Source organism: Petrotoga halophila DSM 16923 (genome assembly GCF_002924615.1).
On record NZ_JALY01000019.1, the window covers coordinates 1 to 17,018 of the forward strand.

The following is a 17,018-nucleotide window of genomic DNA, read 5'->3' on the forward strand; positions in this document are numbered from 1 at the left end:
AGAACACGTTTTTTAATCATCAAATACATTAGAGAATACTTAAACAACAAAGGTTTTTTAGAAGTCGAAACTCCTGTTCTCCAAAGTATAATGGGGGGAGCAAATGCAAGACCTTTTATTACCCATCTAAACGTTTATGATATAGATATGTACCTCCGGATAGCCACAGAACTACATCTAAAAAGATTGGTCGTCGGGGGCATGGAAAAAGTTTATGAAATAGGGAAAATATTCAGAAACGAAGGTGTTTCAAACAAACATAATCCAGAATTCACAACTATTGAGTTGTATCAAGCTTTTGCTGACTACAACAATATGATGGAACTAACCGAAGATCTTTTGTACAACATTACAAAAAAAGTTCACAACAAAGCAAGAGTTACATATCAAGGAGAAGAAATAGATTTCACACCTCCTTTCAAAAGAATAAAGATGAGAGAATTCATACAAGAAAATCTTGGAATAGATATAGTAGAAGCTAGTGATCAAGAACTGAAAGAGTTTTTGAAAAACCAAGGTGAAGAGGTAGAAATAGAAGACAGATACCATTATCTCGATAAAGTATGGGATTTAGTCGAAGATAAGATCATTCAACCTACATTTGTTATGGATTATCCTATAGAATTATCTCCACTAGCAAAAAGAAAAAAAGATGACCCAAGGTTAACCGAAAGGTTTGAATTAATAATAAAGGGCAACGAAATAGCTAACGCCTTTTCTGAATTGAACGATCCTCAAGATCAATTTGAAAGATTTAAAAAACAAATGGAACTCAAAGAGTTGGGTGATGAAGAAGCTCAAATGATGGATCTCGATTTCATAAGGGCGTTAGAATATGGTTTACCTCCCACTGGAGGGCTAGGAATAGGTATCGACAGAGTTTGTATGCTGCTTACCGATACCCCGACTATTCGCGATATTATACCTTTTCCAATTGTAAAACCCGTATCTTTCGAAGATGAAGAAGCTATGTTAAATGAAGAAGAGACTAACGAATAAAAGAGGAGTTCAATGCATTTAAAAGCCTTTGGAAAAGTTAACCTTTACTTAGATGTAATTAGTAGGCGAAAAGATAATTATCATAATATTTTAACGCTTTTCCAATCGATTAATGAACACGACGATATATTTATTGAGTTTTCCAAAAGCGAAATATTTGAATCAGAACCATCTTTAAACATCTCGTGGGATAAGAATATAATAAAAAAGTCCATAGAGACCTTTAAAAAAGAAACGGGTTTTTACAATTTTAACTTAAAAATTAAGCTTATTAAGAATTTACCTATGGGTGGAGGATTAGGGGGCGGAAGTGCCGATTCTGCTGCTGTTTTAAACTTTCTCTCAAAGAATTTTAAAATATCAGAAAAAGAATTATTCGAAATAAGTTTCAAAATTGGAAGTGATGTCCCATTTTTGCTAAAAGGCGGAACAGCAATTGGTAAGGGTAAAGGAGAAATTTTAGAATTTTTGGAACCTTTAAAATTAAATATTCAAATATACCCTATGAACTATAAAATTGATACTAAAAAAATGTATGAAAAACTAGACCAAAATTGGGAAAGTATCGACCATTTTGGTGATCCATACAAATTGTATGAAGCCTTAAAAAATAACGATATTATAACAGCTAAACAAAATGCGTTTAACGTATTCGAACAAGTGGTATTCAAAGAATATCCTAAATTGAAACAAAAAAAGGAAGACATAGAAAAGGATGAAGGGATTATATTTGCTTTGATGACTGGTTCAGGTAGTACGTTATACAAAGTAATTGCAACTAACTGAACTCTTTATCCATCTTATAGACAAAAGCTATTATTTCAGCAGCTAATTCATACAATTCGTCAGGGATTTCTTCATCCAAATCTAAACCATAAAACTCTTCAACAGCTTTTTCGCTTTTAACTATTGGTATGTTTTCTTCTTCAGCTATTTCTATGATTCTTCTGGCTATTGAATCGATACCTTTAGCAACGACTTTAGGTGCTTCATCTGTTCCTCGTTTATACCGTAAAGCTACCGCTTTTTTTGAATTAGACATTTTTTCATCACTTCTTTAAATATTCTTTCATTGTTTCAACAATGTAATCCACGTCTTTTTTACTTACCCAATAATTAGTTACAAATCTTAATTCTCCATTTTCTGGTGGATTTATTTTGATACCTTTTTCTAAAAAAAACGATACCATTTCCCTAAAATTTATATCTTTGTTTATTCTGAAAAAAACCATATTTATATGAATATCGTCTAAGTTCACAGAAATTTCAGGGATTTCATTTAACCTTTCTCCTAGATATCTAGCGTTTTCATGATCTTCTTTTAGTCTGAATCTCATCTTTTCAAGGGCAATTAATCCTGCTGCAGCTAAAAATCCAGCTTGCCTTAATCCCCCACCCATCAGTTTCCGTTTCTTTTTGGCCTTTTGAATGAAATCTTTACTCCCGGCCAGTAAAGAACCTACGGGAGCACATAGACCCTTTGAAAGGCAAAACATGACTGAATCACAATATTGAGTTATCTCCTTGGGATCAACGTTCAAGTAGGTTGCAGCGTTGAATACTCTAGCTCCATCCAAATGAACAGGAATTCCTTTCTCATGAGCTGTCTCAGATATTTCTTTCATATTTTCAAGCGACACAACCCTTCCATTGGAATGAGCATTTTCTAGACATATCAATCCAGTAGATGGAAAATGAAGGTCGTCTTCTCCCTTTCTTATTCTATTTTTAATATCCTGAGGTGCCATAACTTCCTTATCACTATTTATAGTTCTCAATTGTACGCCAGCAATTACCGAAGCTGCCCCGACTTCGTGAACAACAATATGGCAACTATCATCAAGGATAACTTCATTTCCTCTTTCACAATGAGTAAAGATGGAAAGTTGGTTACCAAACGTTCCACTAGGAACAAAAAGTGCGTCTTCCTTTCCAACTACTTCCGCAGCATATTTCTCTAATTTTTTCATCGTTGGGTCTTCATCGTAAACATCATCCCCAACTTCTGCCTTAAACATCGCTTCTCTCATCTCTTGAGTAGGTTGCGTAACGGTATCACTTCTGATATCTATGTATCTCACTAAAACTCCTCCTCTTTCTTAAAGCTCTTTTAAATCTAATCTCTCTTTCAAATATTTATTAACTCTGTATGAAAAAGTAGTCAAAATTATTACTCCAATCATAATTGAAGCCCCAATCATCTGCAATCCAGAAAATCTCTCTCCCAAAAAAATAAATGAAAATAACGAAGCAAATATTGGTTCTCCAATGAATATAAGAACGGTTGAATTAGAACCAATTACCTTTTGATATCTAGCTTGCAGAAAATTCACAACTATGGTCGCTGCTATTGCAGTGTATATAGCGGTTAACCAAATTGGAGCACCTAATTTCCAACTAGAATTGAATGAAATTGACACATTGATTATAGCAGCAAATAAAAACTGATAAGCTAAAAGCGATGTTTCTTCAACAACTTTTGAAAATTTCGTTATTAAAACAATATGAACTGCAAACAAAACGGCACCCAAAAACGTTAAGAAATCCCCAAAATTAAACCCTGAAATACCTCCAAAAAGCATGTAAGAACCTAACAAAGACAAAGGAAAACATAACCACTGAATGAAGTTAGGTTTTTCTTTTTCAATTAAATAAGAAATTATAGGGGTAAATGGAATATATAAAGAGGTAATAAATCCACTTTTTGAAGCATCTGTAAAATTGATCCCATAAGTTTGCAGGGCATGTGCCAATCCTAAAATTATTCCTAAGGTTGCCCCATATTTGAAAGAATGCTTTTTCCAAATAAGGAAGGATAAAACAGCCGCAATACCAAACCTTATAAACAAATAGGGCAAAGTTTGAAGATCAGTTAACATTACCTTGTGAATTGGAAAGGTAGAACCCCATATTACAGTAACTAGCAAAAGCCATAAAAATGCTCTAATCAATCTATACTCCCTCGTCTTATTCACATATTTTAGTGTATTATACCAAAATTTTAATTCGAATTTAAGAAGTATTCTTAATTAATCTTAAGAATTTTTAATACAAATCGTTGCGTTTTGGTGTATAATTGAAGAAAACTTATCTAAAAAGGGGGTAACGTTTTCAAGTTAAAGAATCCAACTATAGGCACTGTAGAATTCAAAGAGTTAACTAATTTCATTAAATTATTTTTAGAAAACAAAAGTTACAAAGTGTGGGTAGGTACAGATAGCCATGCAAGAGATGGACATGTAACTTTTGCGACAGCTATAGTAATTTACAAAGTAGGCAATGGGGCTACATATTTTTATTATGTCACTCACGAACGTAGGTCATACGATATGTACTCAAGATTGATAAAAGAAGCAGAATTTAGTTTAAACACCGCAGAATTTATCGAAAATCACTTAAATTTAATAAAGCCAGAAATACACCTTGATATAGGTTTAAACGGTAGATCAAAAGAGGTTTTTAGTGTTATTACAGGCTACGTAAAAGGTTTGGGATATAATTATAAAATAAAACCAGAATCATTTGCAGCTACTAATGTTGCTCATCTATATACCAAGTAAAAATATTGGTATATTTTTTGTTTTAATTATATTCTCAACAATTATTTTTATTTTCTTAACATAAATAGGAGTACAATATACAAGTAGAATTTATTAGAAATAGTTATATATTTTCTCAGAGGTGGAATCATGAATTTAAATCCAAACGACGTTATAAAAAAGTTGATAGAAGCAGAAGAGAACTACGATAAAAAATTAAAAGATTTCCAAAAAAAATTGATTGAAGAACAAGAAGAACAAATTTCTCTTTTAGAAAAAGAAAAAGAGGATAAAATGCTGGAAGTTGATAATCAATACAAAGCCATCATCAAAAAAGCAGAAGAAAGATCAAGAGATCTATTGGACGAAGCAGATAGAGATATAAAGAATTATAAAAACAAGTTTGAAAAGTTGGAAAAAGATAAAGAAAAAATAGCCAAAAAAGTGATAGAAAATTTAATTTACTGATCGAGGTTGTTGAAATTGATGATCCCTGGACTAACATCTAAAGTTAAAGCACTGTATTCCAAAATCCTTAATCAAAGTGATTATCACAATTTAATAGAAGCGAGTTCGATAACAGAAATAGTCGCTTACTTAAAAAACAACACTCATTACAATGAAGTATTAGTAGGAACGGATATAGCAAATTTACACAGAAGAGACGTGGAAATATTGATACGAAAATCTATATTATCAGACTTTTACCATTTGTATTTTTATCTACCAGTCAAAGTTCAAAAATTATTTAAGTTAATAGAAAGGCGTTATGAAATTGAAAATATAAAATTTATCTTCCGTTCTCTACATTCTGGTCATTTAGAATATATTTCAAAGGAAAGACTTTTCCCCGTCAATCACAAAACCATTAGTGAAGAGACATTCATGGCGATAAAGAACTTTGATGACGCTTTAAACACATTTAAAAATAGCATTTACTCTGGTGTAATTACTTCTGCCTACGACAATTACAGAAAAACAAAAAAATTACAATATTTGTTAAACGCCATTGACTTTTGGTATTTTTCCAGTTTGGAATCAGAATTCAAAAAAACTCCAGAATTTTCTTCAAACTTGAGGGATTTATTCTTCAAACAAGTGGATTTAATAAATATTCAATGGATCTATAGAGCAAGGATTCTCTTCAAACTTTCTACAAGTGAAGTTTTAAACTTATTGCTCCCAATAACTTTTAAATTATCAAAAAGTGAAATAGAAAATCTTTCAACTTCGGAAGATCTCAATGATTTCATCAAGAAAGTTTCTTCAACTTTCTATGGAGAATATTTTAAGAATATTAACCAAAATATATTTTCCTACATAATAGAAAGGCTATGTAATAGAATATTGTTGAAAGAAGCAAAACAATTAATATCTGAAACCCAAAATGGTTTGACAGTTATGAGCGGATATTTATTTCTTAGAGAATATGAATATAAAGATTTAATTACTCTTATAGAAGCCAAAAGGTATAAAATTCCCAATGATAGATTCAACGCTTTTTTGCTGTTGATTGAGGAGTGAGTTCATGCAGGAAAGACTAAAACCGTTCACAATAATTTCCACCAAAACAGAATTAGAAAAAATTTCAAAAAGAATTATTGATTCTCAAAGTGTGGAAGTTATACCACTTGAAAAGATAGTGGATAAAAACCTATTAGAAAGAGTAAAAAAAGATAACGTCAACCCTTTTCAGGAAATATACGAAAATTTTAGAAATATCTTTGAATTTGTGGAAAAGAACCCCGAACCCAAAACATGGGAAGTCTCTTTCCCTACAAAAATTAAAAAAGAAGAAATAATCGAGTTTTCAAAAAATCTTATGGACGAGTTACACATTTTATCAGAAAGAATTTCAAAGTTGAAAGAAGAAAAAAAGTATCTGGAAAATAATCTGAATCTTTTTGATAAACTACAAAAGATTCAACTTGATGTTAAAAATATACAAAAAATACAAAACCTTAAATACAAAGTAGGCAAAATCAGCAGTATGTACTATGAAAGGCTTTTTAACAGTATAAAAAATGAGGATATTTTAGTATTAAAACTCAACGAAGATAAAGATTTCGTATGGCTTTTTATCGTATATGACTCCAACGAAGATATAGAAAAAACACTTTCAATTGCTAATTTTCTAGAATACGAAATCCCTAAGAATTATTCAGGAACGCCTTCAGATATATTGAAAACAATTCAAGACCAATTGAAGGCTGTTAAATACGAAATTGAAATTATCGAGATGTCTATAAAAAAGTTGTTCTACGAAAAGCGTAGATATATATACGAATATTCTGATTATGTTTTCGTCATGAAAAATATCTATGATTTAGTTCAGAATATTAGTTTCACTGAGGACTTTTTCATAATCTCTGGTTGGACCGATCAGGCAACATATTCAAAACTTTTTCATTATTGTAATTCAAATGATTATTCTTTACTTATTGAATGTAGTATTAAAGAAAAACAACCTACTTTACTTAAGAATAGAAGTTTTTTTAAACATTTTGAGTTCATTGTTAAGATGTTCAGCACACCATCGAGCGATGAAATAGACCCAACACCTATAATCTCAATATTATTCTTATTCTTTTTTGGGATGATGTTTGGTGACATTGGACATGGCCTTGTTCTTACTTTATTGGGATTTCTAATTTACAAAAAGAATAAAAGTGACTTATTTTACGTCTTAGGTGCTTCTGGAATCTCTTCGATGATTTTTGGAACGTTATATGGAAGTTTTTTTGGATTTGAAAATATCATTAAACCCTTGTGGAAAAGACCTATGGATAATATAAACTATTTTCTACTCACTTCAATTTACTTCGGGATAGCCGTGATAACTTTAGCTATGATTTTGAACATATTCAACAAGATTAAAAATAAGCAAACACTGGAACTTTTGTTCGATCCAAATGGCTTATCAGGGATTGCATTTTATTGGATAGTACTTGGAGGAATTTTTTATTATATGAGAAATGGTGCATTCCCAAAAATAAGTATAGGCTTTATTGTCGCATTGATAGTTGCCATATATCTTAATGGTATAATCTTTGAAAAAGGAAAATTAAGTGAAAAAGCTGTTCAAAGTTTTTTTGAGCTTTTTGAATCTCTACTTGGATACCTAAGCAACACTCTTTCTTTTATAAGGTTAGGAGCTTTTGCTTTAAACCATGCCGGGTTATTTCTCGCATTTTACATGATGTCTCAAATGGCAAGTAACTCAGTTGTTTCATTTGTTATATTACTCTTGGGCAATATTCTAATAATCGGATTGGAAGGCCTGGTTGTATTCATTCAAACCTTAAGGTTAGATTATTACGAATTTTTCACCAGGTTTTTCAAAGGTAATGGGAAAGAATTTAATCCAGTTAAATACAAATTTTAAAAATTTCCGGAGGTGTTAGTTATGGCATACGTTGTTTCATTAACAGCTTTAGTTGTTTTGACAATTATGTTTGGTTTTTATTTTTCAAAAAAACCCGAAAAGGCAAGATCTTTTGCAAAAAAGTTTTTTAGGGGAAACATTGCTGTATTTGGAGTTGTACTTCTTTTAGCTATAATTACTCTTTTTCCCACCCATGTTTCAGCTCAAACAACAACTTCTACAACTGGAACGAGCGTAACATCTGACACAACGAACAATAAAGGGTTAGGATTATTGGGCGCAGCATTATCTACAGGTTTATCCGCTATTGGTGCAGGTATCGGTGTTGCGATAGTAGGTTCGGCAGCGGTAGGAGCTATAAGTGAAAAACCCGAGTTATTAGGAAGAACGTTAATATACGTGGGTTTAGCCGAAGGAATAGTGATATATGGGTTGATCGTTTCGATAATGATACTGGGGAGAATCTAACAAATGAAATTCTTTCTAATAAGTGATAACATCGACACTGCCATTGGTTTAAGACTTAGTGGAATTGTTGGGACCGTTGTTCATGAAAGAGATGAGATATTAGAAGCCTTCAATAAGGCGTTGAGCAATAAAGAAATTGGCGTTGTTTTGATAACTGAGTTAGCTTCACAAAAGATACCGGAAGAAGTTAAAAAACATAAACTAGCCGGACAGTTACCTTTAATTTTTGTCATACCGGATAGGCACGGATGGCGAGGCGACAAAGATTTCATTACAAAGTACGTTGAAGGGGCAATTGGAGTGAAAATAAATGAATGAAATCGAAGATAAATTGGAATCAATGCTTGAATTATTAGACAAGAAATTTGAACAAAAATGTGATGAATTAAAAATTTCTTATAATAAGAAACTGGAAGAGGTTCAAAAGAGAATTGAAGAAGATATCAATAATTACAGAGATAAAAAATTAAAGGAAGCTAAAGAAGAGGCAGACCTTACTGAAAAAGTTAGCCAATCAAAAGCTAAGCTGAAGATAAAACAAGAAAGACTTAAGTTGAAAAACCAACTATTGGAAAGTCTTTTACAATTAATAAAAAAAGATCTTGTGACTTTGGATCCTGACAACAAAAAATATTTTTACCAAAAATTGTATATTGACGCAACTAAGCTGATACATAACGACTACGAGGTGCTCTGTAACAAAAATGATTATGAAACTGTGAAATCTATAGTTTTAGATCATAAAGTTAAAACAAGTAAAGAAATTGAAGGTGGAATCCTCCTAAAAAGTAATAATACAATCATTAACAACAGCATAGATTCATATGTAGAACAAAATAAAACAAAAATCTTCTCTCTGATATTGGAAGAAGTAGGTGATATATAATGTACATTAAAGAAATAAATGGACCTGTCGTTAAAGTTAAAGGCGTGGAAAAACTTTCGATGAATGAAATGGTTAAGGTAGGTAATCTGCACTTAATAGGAGAGGTAATTTCCATTGATGAAGATGAAGCAACTGTTCAAGTTTACGAGGAAACTTCCATGTTAAAACCTAAGGAACCTATTGAAGGGACAGGACAGATGCTTTCTGTAGCCTTAGGTCCGGGCCTTCTGGGAAGTATTTACGACGGTATTCAAAGACCCTTGAACAAATTAATAGAGAAAAGTGGATCCTTCATTGGCAGAGGAGTAGAGGAGTTTGGGCTAGATCTCTCAAAAAGCTGGGAGGTTGTGTTTTTAAAGAAAAAAGGAGATATTGTTAAGGGTGGAGATGTAATATCTCAAGTACAAGAAACTAAGCATATAGTACATAAAATTATGGTTCCAGCAGATATACAAGGAAAGATAGTTGAAATCAAACAAAATGGTTCCTATAAAGTAGATGAGGTTTTGGCAAAAATTCAAACTGAAGACGGTATAAAAGAAATAAAAATGTATCAATTTTGGCCTATTAAAGTACCTCGAGTTGTAAAAAATAAATTAGAACCCAATATACCGTTGATAACTGGTCAAAGGGTTATCGATATTTTCTTTCCCATCAGTAAAGGAGGAACTGCCGCTATCCCAGGAGGTTTTGGTACCGGGAAGACTATAACTCAACATCAATTAGCTAAATGGGCAGAGGCTGATATTATTGTTTACATCGGTTGTGGAGAAAGAGGAAATGAAATGACAGAGGTGTTGGAAGAATTCCCTAATTTACAGGACCCTAAAACGGGGGTCCCACTGATGGAGAGAACTGTCCTAATTGCAAATACTTCCAACATGCCTGTTTCTGCTAGAGAAGCGTCTATTTATACCGGGGTAACTATCGCAGAATACTATAGAGATATGGGCTACAACGTCGCAGTAATGGCTGATTCTACTTCACGATGGGCTGAAGCACTGAGGGAATTATCAGGAAGACTGGAAGAAATGCCTGCAGAAGAAGGTTATCCCGCATACCTTGCTTCCAGAATTGGCCAGTTTTATGAAAGAGCCGGATTATCGGAAAATCTCAACGATACGAATGGTTCTGTCACAATAATTGGAGCCGTATCACCTCCCGGTGGAGATTTTTCTGAACCTGTTACTCAAAGTACTACCAGATTTGTTAAATGTTTCTGGGGACTTGACAAAAACTTGGCTTATTCTAGACATTATCCATCTATAAATTGGATTACCAGTTATAGCGGATACGCAGGTGATTTAAAAGAATGGTTCACCAAAAACGTTACAAAAGACTGGAGTCAGTATAGAAATGAAGCTATGGAATTACTCAACCAAGACGATGCTCTTCAACAAACTATAAAAATTGTTGGGGAAGATGTTTTACCTGATATTCAAAAATTGGTAGTTTCAATAGCTAGAATAATAAAAATTGGAATATTACAACAAAACGCTTTCAGTGAAGTCGATTCGTACTGTCAATTAGAAAAACAACATATGATGCTAAAGATTATAATTGATACTTATTACAAGGCTAAAACTTTTATAAACAGGTCAGTTCCAATTACTCAAGTTCTACCCTCAGAAATAACAAGAAAGTTGCTAATAATGAAGGAAGATATCACAAATTTAAACGAATTCAAAAAAATTGAAGATCTTTTAAGTAAACATTTTGAAGAATTGGAAAAAAAGTATAACAGTTAAGAGGTGAAAAAATGGCAATAAGGGAATACGACCAAATTTCAGAAATTAGAGGACCTCTTATAATAGTTGAAAATATAGAAGATATCGGATACAATGAAATAGTGGAAATAGAGGAAAACGGAAAAAGAAGAGTGGGTTCCGTTATTCTTGTTTCTGAAAATAAAGCTGTTGTTCAAGTTTTTGAAGGAACACAAGGACTTTCTCTTACAAATTCAAAGATAAAATTCTTGGGCAGACCCCAAGAAATCAATTTATCTAGGGATATTTTGGGAAGAACTTTCAATGGCTTGGGAGAACCTATTGATGGAATGGGGGAGATTATTTCTCAAAAAAGTGCGGATATAAACGGATCAGCTATAAATCCTGCTGCTAGAGAATACCCCAAAAATTTCATTCAAACGGGCATTTCTGTAATTGATACAATGTTGACTTTAATAAGAGGACAAAAATTGCCGATTTTTTCTGGAAATGGTTTGCCACACAATAATTTAGCAGTACAAATTGCCAAGCAAGCGAAGTTAACTTCTAAAGAAGAATTTTCTATAGTTTTTGCTGCTATAGGGTTAAAAAAAGATGATGCCAACTTCATAATCAAAAATTTCGAAGACAGTGGAGCAATTCAGAATATGGTGTTATTCTTGAATTTGGCGAGCGATCCAGTGGTGGAAAGGATAGCAACCCCTAGAATGGCATTGACTGTAGCAGAATATTTAGCTTTTGAAGAAGATAAACACGTTTTAGTTATTTTAAACGATATGACAAACTATTGTGAATCCTTGAGAGAACTATCTAATTACAGAGGAGAAGTACCAGGAAGAAAAGGATTCCCAGGATATCTTTATTCCGATCTTGCCTCTTTGTATGAAAGAGCGGGAATAATCAAAGGGAAAAAAGGTTCGGTAACTCAAATACCTATTTTAACAATGCCCAATGATGACATTACCCACCCCATCCCTGACTTAACAGGATACATCACCGAGGGCCAAATAGTATTATCTCGTGATCTATTTAGAAAAAATATATATCCCCCTATAAACAGCCTTTCCTCCTTATCACGACTGATGAAAGATGGTATAGGAGAAGGGTATACTCGAGATGACCATCCAAATCTATCTTCCCAACTTTTTGCTTCTTATTCTCGAGTTTTTGAAATAAGGTCATTAGCGGCCATAATTGGTGAAGATGACCTGTCGGAAATCGATAAACTATATTTAAAATTTGGTGAAGAATTCGAACAGAAATTTCTTAATCAAGGTTTTCAAGAGAACAGAAGTTTGGAACAATCACTTGATCTTGCTTGGGAGATACTTTCCCTATTGCCAAAAACAGAATTAACCCGGATTAAAGAAAAAGAATTTGAAGAACATTATTCCAAGAAATAGTTTTTAAATCAACGCATTAGAGAGGGTGAAAACTATGATTTTCGATCAAACCATCCCTACAAAAGGTAATTTGATTGCTTTAAAACAGCAATACCAACTTTCACAAGAGGGCCACGATCTATTAGAAAAAAAGAGAAATATTATAATGAAAGAACTAGTTGATTTGATAGAACAAGCTAAAGAAATACAAGAAAAAATATTAACTACACTAGCTAGGGCTTATGAATCTTTACAGTTAGCAAATTTAGATCTCGGCATTGAAAATATAGAAGAATATGCCAATGGAATCCCAGAATATGATGAATTAAAAATAAGGTTCAAAAGCGTTATGGGAGTTGAGGTTCCAGAATTATTCAGACAAGAAAAACCCAAGTTGGAAATTCCTTACGAAATATATCGAACGGATGCCGCTTTAGATGAAGCTTATATTTCTTTTGAAACAGCTTTAGAATTAATAACAGAAGCATCTATGATTGAAAATAAAGTTTACAAGCTTGCTTATGAAGTTCAAAAAACAAAAAAAAGAGTTTCCGCTCTAGAAAATATTGTCATACCTAAGATGAAAGAATCTATTAAATTTATTCAAGATACATTGGAAGAAACTGAAAGAGAAGAATTCTTCAAACTCAAAAAGTTGAAGAAGTGACACTTTCTGAAATCTTTTTCAATCTCTCATACGAATATTCAAAAAACTCTTTGTAGGCATTACAAAAGTAATACTTTTTACCATCATACCTATATCTTTTACAACCATTCCTACATAAAGAATACCATTCACAGTTTCTGCATTCATCGGGAAGTTCGAGGGAAGACGCAATGAATTCTTTGGCTATCTCATTTTTTAATATTTCTTCCATGGTTTTTATCTCATTTATATTTCCAAGTTTATACTTTTCAAATACGTAAAAATCACATGGATAAATGCTTCCATCTGCTTCGATAATATTCTGTATACTACACATCCCATTCATTTCGCATGCTTGAGGAGGATAACCTCCAATCATTCTTACAAGGTTATCAAATAATCGAATGCTTATATATTTTCCTTTTATTGAATCTCTTTCCCAGTTATCAAAAAGTACTTTCAAAAAATAGGCATATTCCTTTGGTTTTAGAGAATAGGGATGGGAGACATTTTCTTCGCCATACGGCTCTATAACAGATATGAATTGAACAAAACCAAAGTTTTTCCTTTTATAAAAATTGTAAACTCTTTGAGGAACCACCTCATCCGCTCTTTCAAGGCCACTTTTTCCCGGGTTATAAACCTCATTGAATCCAGCATAAAACCACCAAGCAGAATGCCTTTCTCTAAATGGACTTACCATAACCGTATAAAATCCAATGTTTTTCAACAAAGCAGGTAAACTCATATACGTTAGTTTATTTTGAAAATCTCTATTCTTACCTTTTATTCGCATGTCAGCCATTGTTCCTCCGTGATCAACTAAACCTATTTTTATACCAAATTTATCTATAAATAGAGCTCTACAAAAAAGTAAATACGGGGCTCACGATTTTAATTATTATACTATCTCTAAAAACTCAAAAATTGGAAGTACTGCTAATATTATTTCACTACTGATCAATTTGTATAAAAAATCTTTCATATTTTCAGATTACTCTGAGAATTCTTGACAGGGTTAATTTTATTTGATATAATTTGTGTATACAAGTTTGAGTAGACATATTTGTATATCTTTATTGAAGGAAGGTATCGTAAATGGCCAATTATAAGACACCAATTTATCAAAAGATTGCTGATCAAATAATTTCAAGAATATATGAAGGGGAATATCCAATGAACTCATTTCTTCCATCGGAAAATGAACTGGCAGAGGAATTCCATGTAACAAGAACTACGATAAGAAAAGTTTTAAATTTATTGAAACAACAAGGGACAATTAAAAGTTACCAAGGAAGAGGGTATAAAGTTCAAACTCTTTTATGGGAGCAAAGCCTTTTAAAGTTTTACAGTTTTGGAAAAAGTATAGCCAGCAAGCTTGAAAATTCTAATACTAAACTAATATCGGTAAAAAAGGTCTCTGGTTTGGAAGATGTTGCTGAATTTAAAAACATCGAATTGTGGGAAATTACAAGGTTAAGATTAGTTGGTGAAATTCCTTTAATATTGGAAAGCTCTTACATCCCTTTCGAATTTTTAAAAAAAGTGGATAATGAAAATCTGAAAACAAAACCCTTGTATGATTTACTCGCCAGAGAAGGAATAAGATGTGTCAATGCAAAAGAATATCTTGAACCTGTACTTCCTTCACTAGAGGCCCAAGAACTGCTAGAAATTGAAGAAAATATTCCCCTTTTTCAAACTACAAGATATACATATGATTCCGAAAATAGATTGGTAGAATTCAGAGAAAGTCTGATAAGAGCTGATCATTTTAGATTCTTTACTGAATTGAAATTGTAGGGAGAATACTACAGATGAGTGAAAAAGGCAAATCAAAAATATTGTTAAAAATGTTCATCACATTTTTTAAAATAGGGCTCTTCACTTTTGGCGGGGGGTACGCTATGATTCCTTTAATGGAAAAAGAAGTCGTAGAAAATAAAAAGTGGGTGGAAAAGGATAAGTTCACAGACACGGTCTCTTTAACTCAAACTATACCAGGAGCTGTGGCTATTAATCTTTCTATTTTAGTAGGATACAATATAAGGGGAGTTTTAGGATCGGTTATATCAACAATAGGGGTTTCCTTACCTTCTTTTATAATAATTTTGGTAATAGCTTTTACTCTTACGAAAACAGCAGGACTTAGCGTTTTACAAAGCGCCTTTGAAGGTATAAGGCCTGCTATAGCCGCACTTATCGTATACGCGGGGATAAGTTTATCAAAATCTGTTAAATGGTCTATCCCTTTGGTCTTACTAACCGCGGGAGCTTTTGTTGCAATTGGAGCATTTAAAATTAATCCTATTTATATAATTGTTATCGCTTTCATTATAGGCAGTCTTTACTCTATGCCTCAAGGAAGAAAAAAGTCATGAAAACTTTATTTGGCTTGTTTTTTTCTTTTTTTGAAATTGGCTTATTTGGATTTGGTGGTGGTTACGCAATGATACCACTAATTCAAACACATCTAGAAAGAAGAGGTTGGATGTCCCTTCAAGAATTTCTGGATTTAATAGCTATAGCAGAGGTTACTCCCGGACCAATAGCTGTAAATAGTGCTACTTTTGTTGGATATAGGGTTTTTGGGATACTTGGTTCGTTGGTCGCAACAACTGCTGTAATATTACCTTCGTTAATTATAGGATTATTGATAGGTAAATATTTTAAGAACGGAAATGGTGATACTCAACAAAATATTCTTAAATTTCTAAAACCTGCTGTTATAGGGTTGATACTTGGTTCTGCATATACAATTGGTGTCGCTAATATCGTAAATTTGGCGAGTTTTCTTATATTTATTGGGGTTTTGATGCTCCTGTTTTTCACTAAATTAAATCCAATTTTTATAATAATTATGACAGGAGTAGTGGGAATTATCTTTTACTAGGATTCAAGTCTTGGTAACTGAGAATATTACCAACTTTTTTTGCCGATTTGATGGCTCTTATAATGGATTTTTCTACTACTTCTGCTGCTACTTCGCCAATTAATGTAATGTCGCTTGGTATATCACCAGTAGATAAACAAAAAATAGTATCTCCATCGTACATGGTATGAACAGGTCTTATCGCCCTTGCCAAACCATCATGGCTCATTTGAGTCACTTTGTTTGCTTCTTCTTTGGACAATTTTGCATTTGTAGCTACGACGGATAGGGTTGTATTTTCACCCAGATTAGACTTAAAACTGGATTTTTTCATATATTCAGATATATTCAAAAAATTATTGTTATGGTCTATAGCCCCAGCTATTATTTCCCCTTCTTCGTAAACATCTCCTGTAGCATTCACAACCGTTATCGCTCCGACAACTATTCCGTTACCTAATTCAATGGAATAACTTCCTACCCCACCTTTCATAGCATTGTTAACACCTGCCGCCTTACCAACAACTGCCCCGGTTCCTACACCAACACATCCTTCTTCAACACAATCTGATGTCGCTAAATTTGCTGCGATATAACCAGATCTTTTATCGGGTCTAACGTTTGGGTCTCCTATATCCAAATCATAAATAACTGCAGCAGGTACTATGGGGACTTTCACGGTACTTGTTTGAAAACCTATACTATTTTCTTCTAAAAATTGCATAACCCCACTTGCTGCATCTAAACCAAAAGCACTTCCCCCGGTTAATAAGACAGCGTGCACCATTTGAACAAGATTCCCTGGTTTTAGTAAGTCTGTTTCTCTTGTTCCTGGGGCTGAGCCCTTGACATCTACTCCACCTACCGCCCCATTTTCGGCTAGAATAACCGTACAACCTGTTAAGGATTTATTGTCGGTGTAGTGTCCTACTTTTATTCCTGGTACGTCTGTTATGCCATTTAACATGTTGAATCTGCTCCTTTTTTATAATAACTATCTGAAAATTTTCAACCCTCAAGTAATGGAACCTTATCTATATATTTTAAAAGCTTTTGTAATTATATATTTCCACTAATTCTTTGTAATCATCAAGCCAATAGGCTTGTGGATCTC

At 32.9% G+C, this 17,018-nt stretch carries 20 protein-coding genes; 15 read left to right on the forward strand and 5 right to left on the reverse strand.

Annotation, left to right across the window (positions count from 1 at the left end; genetic code table 11):
• Positions 1-999: lysine--tRNA ligase (gene lysS / locus AA81_RS00940; RefSeq protein WP_103897911.1), on the forward strand; the 999-nt coding region annotated here is incomplete at its 5' end.
• A 12-nt stretch (positions 1,000-1,011) separates the two neighbouring features.
• Positions 1,012-1,785: a 4-(cytidine 5'-diphospho)-2-C-methyl-D-erythritol kinase gene (gene ispE, locus AA81_RS00945; RefSeq protein ID WP_103078907.1), complete on the forward strand. Its 774-nt coding sequence runs from the start codon at positions 1,012-1,014 to the stop codon at positions 1,783-1,785.
• Here the strand turns inward: ispE and AA81_RS00950 are convergent.
• Genes AA81_RS00950 through AA81_RS00960 form a run of 3 tightly spaced genes read right to left on the reverse strand, consistent with a single transcriptional unit; the run spans position 1,778 to position 3,950 of the window.
• Positions 1,778-2,041: an EscU/YscU/HrcU family type III secretion system export apparatus switch protein gene (locus AA81_RS00950; RefSeq protein WP_103078908.1), complete on the reverse strand. Its 264-nt coding sequence runs from the start codon at positions 2,039-2,041 to the stop codon at positions 1,778-1,780. The genes ispE and AA81_RS00950 overlap by 8 nt on opposite strands.
• 7 nt (positions 2,042-2,048) lie before the next feature.
• Positions 2,049-3,080 carry a low-specificity L-threonine aldolase gene (gene ltaE, locus AA81_RS00955; RefSeq protein ID WP_103078909.1) on the reverse strand — a complete coding sequence of 344 codons (1,032 nt, stop codon included), beginning with the start codon at positions 3,078-3,080 and terminating at the stop codon, positions 2,049-2,051.
• 18 nt (positions 3,081-3,098) lie between these two features.
• Entirely contained in the window at positions 3,099-3,950 is an 852-nt protein-coding gene (locus AA81_RS00960) for a DMT family transporter (protein ID WP_169926321.1), read from the reverse strand.
• Positions 3,951-4,130: 180 nt separating this feature from the next.
• On the opposite strand from AA81_RS00960, the gene AA81_RS00965 reads away from it, so the two are divergent.
• The 10 genes from AA81_RS00965 to AA81_RS01010 all read left to right on the forward strand — a co-directional run bounded on the left by AA81_RS00965 (position 4,131) and on the right by AA81_RS01010 (position 13,053).
• Positions 4,131-4,559, forward strand: coding sequence for a ribonuclease H-like YkuK family protein (locus AA81_RS00965; RefSeq protein WP_103078911.1), 429 nt, complete (start codon positions 4,131-4,133; stop codon positions 4,557-4,559).
• A 129-nt stretch (positions 4,560-4,688) separates the two neighbouring features.
• Positions 4,689-5,006: a hypothetical protein gene (locus tag AA81_RS00970; protein ID WP_103076460.1), complete on the forward strand. Its 318-nt coding sequence runs from the start codon at positions 4,689-4,691 to the stop codon at positions 5,004-5,006.
• Positions 5,007-5,024: 18 nt separating this feature from the next.
• Positions 5,025-6,062: a V-type ATPase subunit gene (locus AA81_RS00975; RefSeq protein ID WP_245857194.1), complete on the forward strand. Its 1,038-nt coding sequence runs from the start codon at positions 5,025-5,027 to the stop codon at positions 6,060-6,062.
• Between the two features lie 4 nt (positions 6,063-6,066).
• Positions 6,067-7,923 (forward strand): V-type ATP synthase subunit I, encoded by a 1,857-nt coding sequence (locus AA81_RS00980; protein WP_103078913.1) that lies wholly within the window; start codon positions 6,067-6,069, stop codon positions 7,921-7,923.
• A 21-nt stretch (positions 7,924-7,944) separates the two neighbouring features.
• The gene (locus AA81_RS00985) at positions 7,945-8,391 is read left to right on the forward strand and encodes an ATP synthase subunit C (RefSeq protein ID WP_103078914.1); all 447 of its coding nucleotides are present in this window, start codon (positions 7,945-7,947) and stop codon (positions 8,389-8,391) included.
• A 3-nt stretch (positions 8,392-8,394) separates the two neighbouring features.
• Complete coding sequence (locus tag AA81_RS00990; RefSeq protein WP_103076464.1) at positions 8,395-8,709, forward strand: V-type ATP synthase subunit F; 315 nt, start codon at positions 8,395-8,397, stop codon at positions 8,707-8,709.
• Positions 8,702-9,277 (forward strand): V-type ATP synthase subunit E family protein, encoded by a 576-nt coding sequence (locus tag AA81_RS00995; protein WP_103078915.1) that lies wholly within the window; start codon positions 8,702-8,704, stop codon positions 9,275-9,277. The genes AA81_RS00990 and AA81_RS00995 overlap by 8 nt, the downstream gene beginning before the upstream one ends.
• Entirely contained in the window at positions 9,277-11,025 is a 1,749-nt protein-coding gene (locus AA81_RS01000; protein WP_103078916.1) for a V-type ATP synthase subunit A, read from the forward strand. Before AA81_RS00995 ends, AA81_RS01000 begins: the two co-directional genes overlap by 1 nt.
• Positions 11,026-11,036: 11 nt before the next feature.
• Complete coding sequence (locus AA81_RS01005; RefSeq protein ID WP_103078917.1) at positions 11,037-12,407, forward strand: V-type ATP synthase subunit B; 1,371 nt, start codon at positions 11,037-11,039, stop codon at positions 12,405-12,407.
• Positions 12,408-12,441: 34 nt separating this feature from the next.
• Complete coding sequence (locus tag AA81_RS01010) at positions 12,442-13,053, forward strand: V-type ATP synthase subunit D (RefSeq protein WP_103078918.1); 612 nt, start codon at positions 12,442-12,444, stop codon at positions 13,051-13,053.
• On the opposite strand, the gene AA81_RS01015 is transcribed toward AA81_RS01010, so the two are convergent.
• The gene (locus AA81_RS01015) at positions 13,034-13,837 is read right to left on the reverse strand and encodes an SPASM domain-containing protein (RefSeq protein ID WP_103897912.1); all 804 of its coding nucleotides are present in this window, start codon (positions 13,835-13,837) and stop codon (positions 13,034-13,036) included. The genes AA81_RS01010 and AA81_RS01015 overlap by 20 nt on opposite strands.
• A gap of 293 nt (positions 13,838-14,130) precedes the next feature.
• Here AA81_RS01015 and AA81_RS01020 point away from each other — a divergent pair, with 293 nt between their 5' ends.
• Genes AA81_RS01020 through AA81_RS01030 form a run of 3 tightly spaced genes read left to right on the forward strand, consistent with a single transcriptional unit; the run spans position 14,131 to position 15,925 of the window.
• Positions 14,131-14,835 carry a GntR family transcriptional regulator gene (locus AA81_RS01020; RefSeq protein ID WP_103897913.1) on the forward strand — a complete coding sequence of 235 codons (705 nt, stop codon included), beginning with the start codon at positions 14,131-14,133 and terminating at the stop codon, positions 14,833-14,835.
• A gap of 14 nt (positions 14,836-14,849) precedes the next feature.
• On the forward strand, positions 14,850-15,413 hold the full coding sequence (locus tag AA81_RS01025; protein ID WP_103897914.1) for a chromate transporter: 564 nt from the start codon (positions 14,850-14,852) through the stop codon (positions 15,411-15,413).
• Positions 15,410-15,925, forward strand: coding sequence for a chromate transporter (locus AA81_RS01030; RefSeq protein ID WP_103076471.1), 516 nt, complete (start codon positions 15,410-15,412; stop codon positions 15,923-15,925). The genes AA81_RS01025 and AA81_RS01030 overlap by 4 nt, the downstream gene beginning before the upstream one ends.
• Here AA81_RS01030 and AA81_RS01035 read toward each other — a convergent pair.
• A complete protein-coding gene (locus tag AA81_RS01035) occupies positions 15,912-16,871 on the reverse strand; it encodes a P1 family peptidase (RefSeq protein ID WP_103897915.1) in 960 nt (319 codons plus the stop codon). The two genes, AA81_RS01030 and AA81_RS01035, sit on opposite strands and share 14 nt — an antisense overlap.
• Between the last annotated feature and the right edge of the window lie 147 nt (positions 16,872-17,018).

Coding starts and splice junctions, on each gene's coding strand:
- ispE (WP_103078907.1), top strand. CDS start 1,012: ATGCATTTAAAAGCCTTTGGAAAAGTTAACCTTTACTTAGATGTAATT.
- AA81_RS00995 (WP_103078915.1), top strand. CDS start 8,702: ATGAATGAAATCGAAGATAAATTGGAATCAATGCTTGAATTATTAGAC.
- AA81_RS00980 (WP_103078913.1), top strand. CDS start 6,067: ATGCAGGAAAGACTAAAACCGTTCACAATAATTTCCACCAAAACAGAA.
- AA81_RS00990 (WP_103076464.1), top strand. CDS start 8,395: ATGAAATTCTTTCTAATAAGTGATAACATCGACACTGCCATTGGTTTA.
- AA81_RS01030 (WP_103076471.1), top strand. CDS start 15,410: ATGAAAACTTTATTTGGCTTGTTTTTTTCTTTTTTTGAAATTGGCTTA.
- AA81_RS01015 (WP_103897912.1), bottom strand. CDS start 13,837: ATGGCTGACATGCGAATAAAAGGTAAGAATAGAGATTTTCAAAATAAA.
- AA81_RS01020 (WP_103897913.1), top strand. CDS start 14,131: ATGGCCAATTATAAGACACCAATTTATCAAAAGATTGCTGATCAAATA.
- AA81_RS00985 (WP_103078914.1), top strand. CDS start 7,945: ATGGCATACGTTGTTTCATTAACAGCTTTAGTTGTTTTGACAATTATG.
- AA81_RS01035 (WP_103897915.1), bottom strand. CDS start 16,871: ATGTTAAATGGCATAACAGACGTACCAGGAATAAAAGTAGGACACTAC.
- AA81_RS01000 (WP_103078916.1), top strand. CDS start 9,277: ATGTACATTAAAGAAATAAATGGACCTGTCGTTAAAGTTAAAGGCGTG.
- AA81_RS01010 (WP_103078918.1), top strand. CDS start 12,442: ATGATTTTCGATCAAACCATCCCTACAAAAGGTAATTTGATTGCTTTA.
- AA81_RS00950 (WP_103078908.1), bottom strand. CDS start 2,041: ATGTCTAATTCAAAAAAAGCGGTAGCTTTACGGTATAAACGAGGAACA.
- AA81_RS01025 (WP_103897914.1), top strand. CDS start 14,850: ATGAGTGAAAAAGGCAAATCAAAAATATTGTTAAAAATGTTCATCACA.
- AA81_RS01005 (WP_103078917.1), top strand. CDS start 11,037: ATGGCAATAAGGGAATACGACCAAATTTCAGAAATTAGAGGACCTCTT.
- AA81_RS00970 (WP_103076460.1), top strand. CDS start 4,689: ATGAATTTAAATCCAAACGACGTTATAAAAAAGTTGATAGAAGCAGAA.
- AA81_RS00975 (WP_245857194.1), top strand. CDS start 5,025: ATGATCCCTGGACTAACATCTAAAGTTAAAGCACTGTATTCCAAAATC.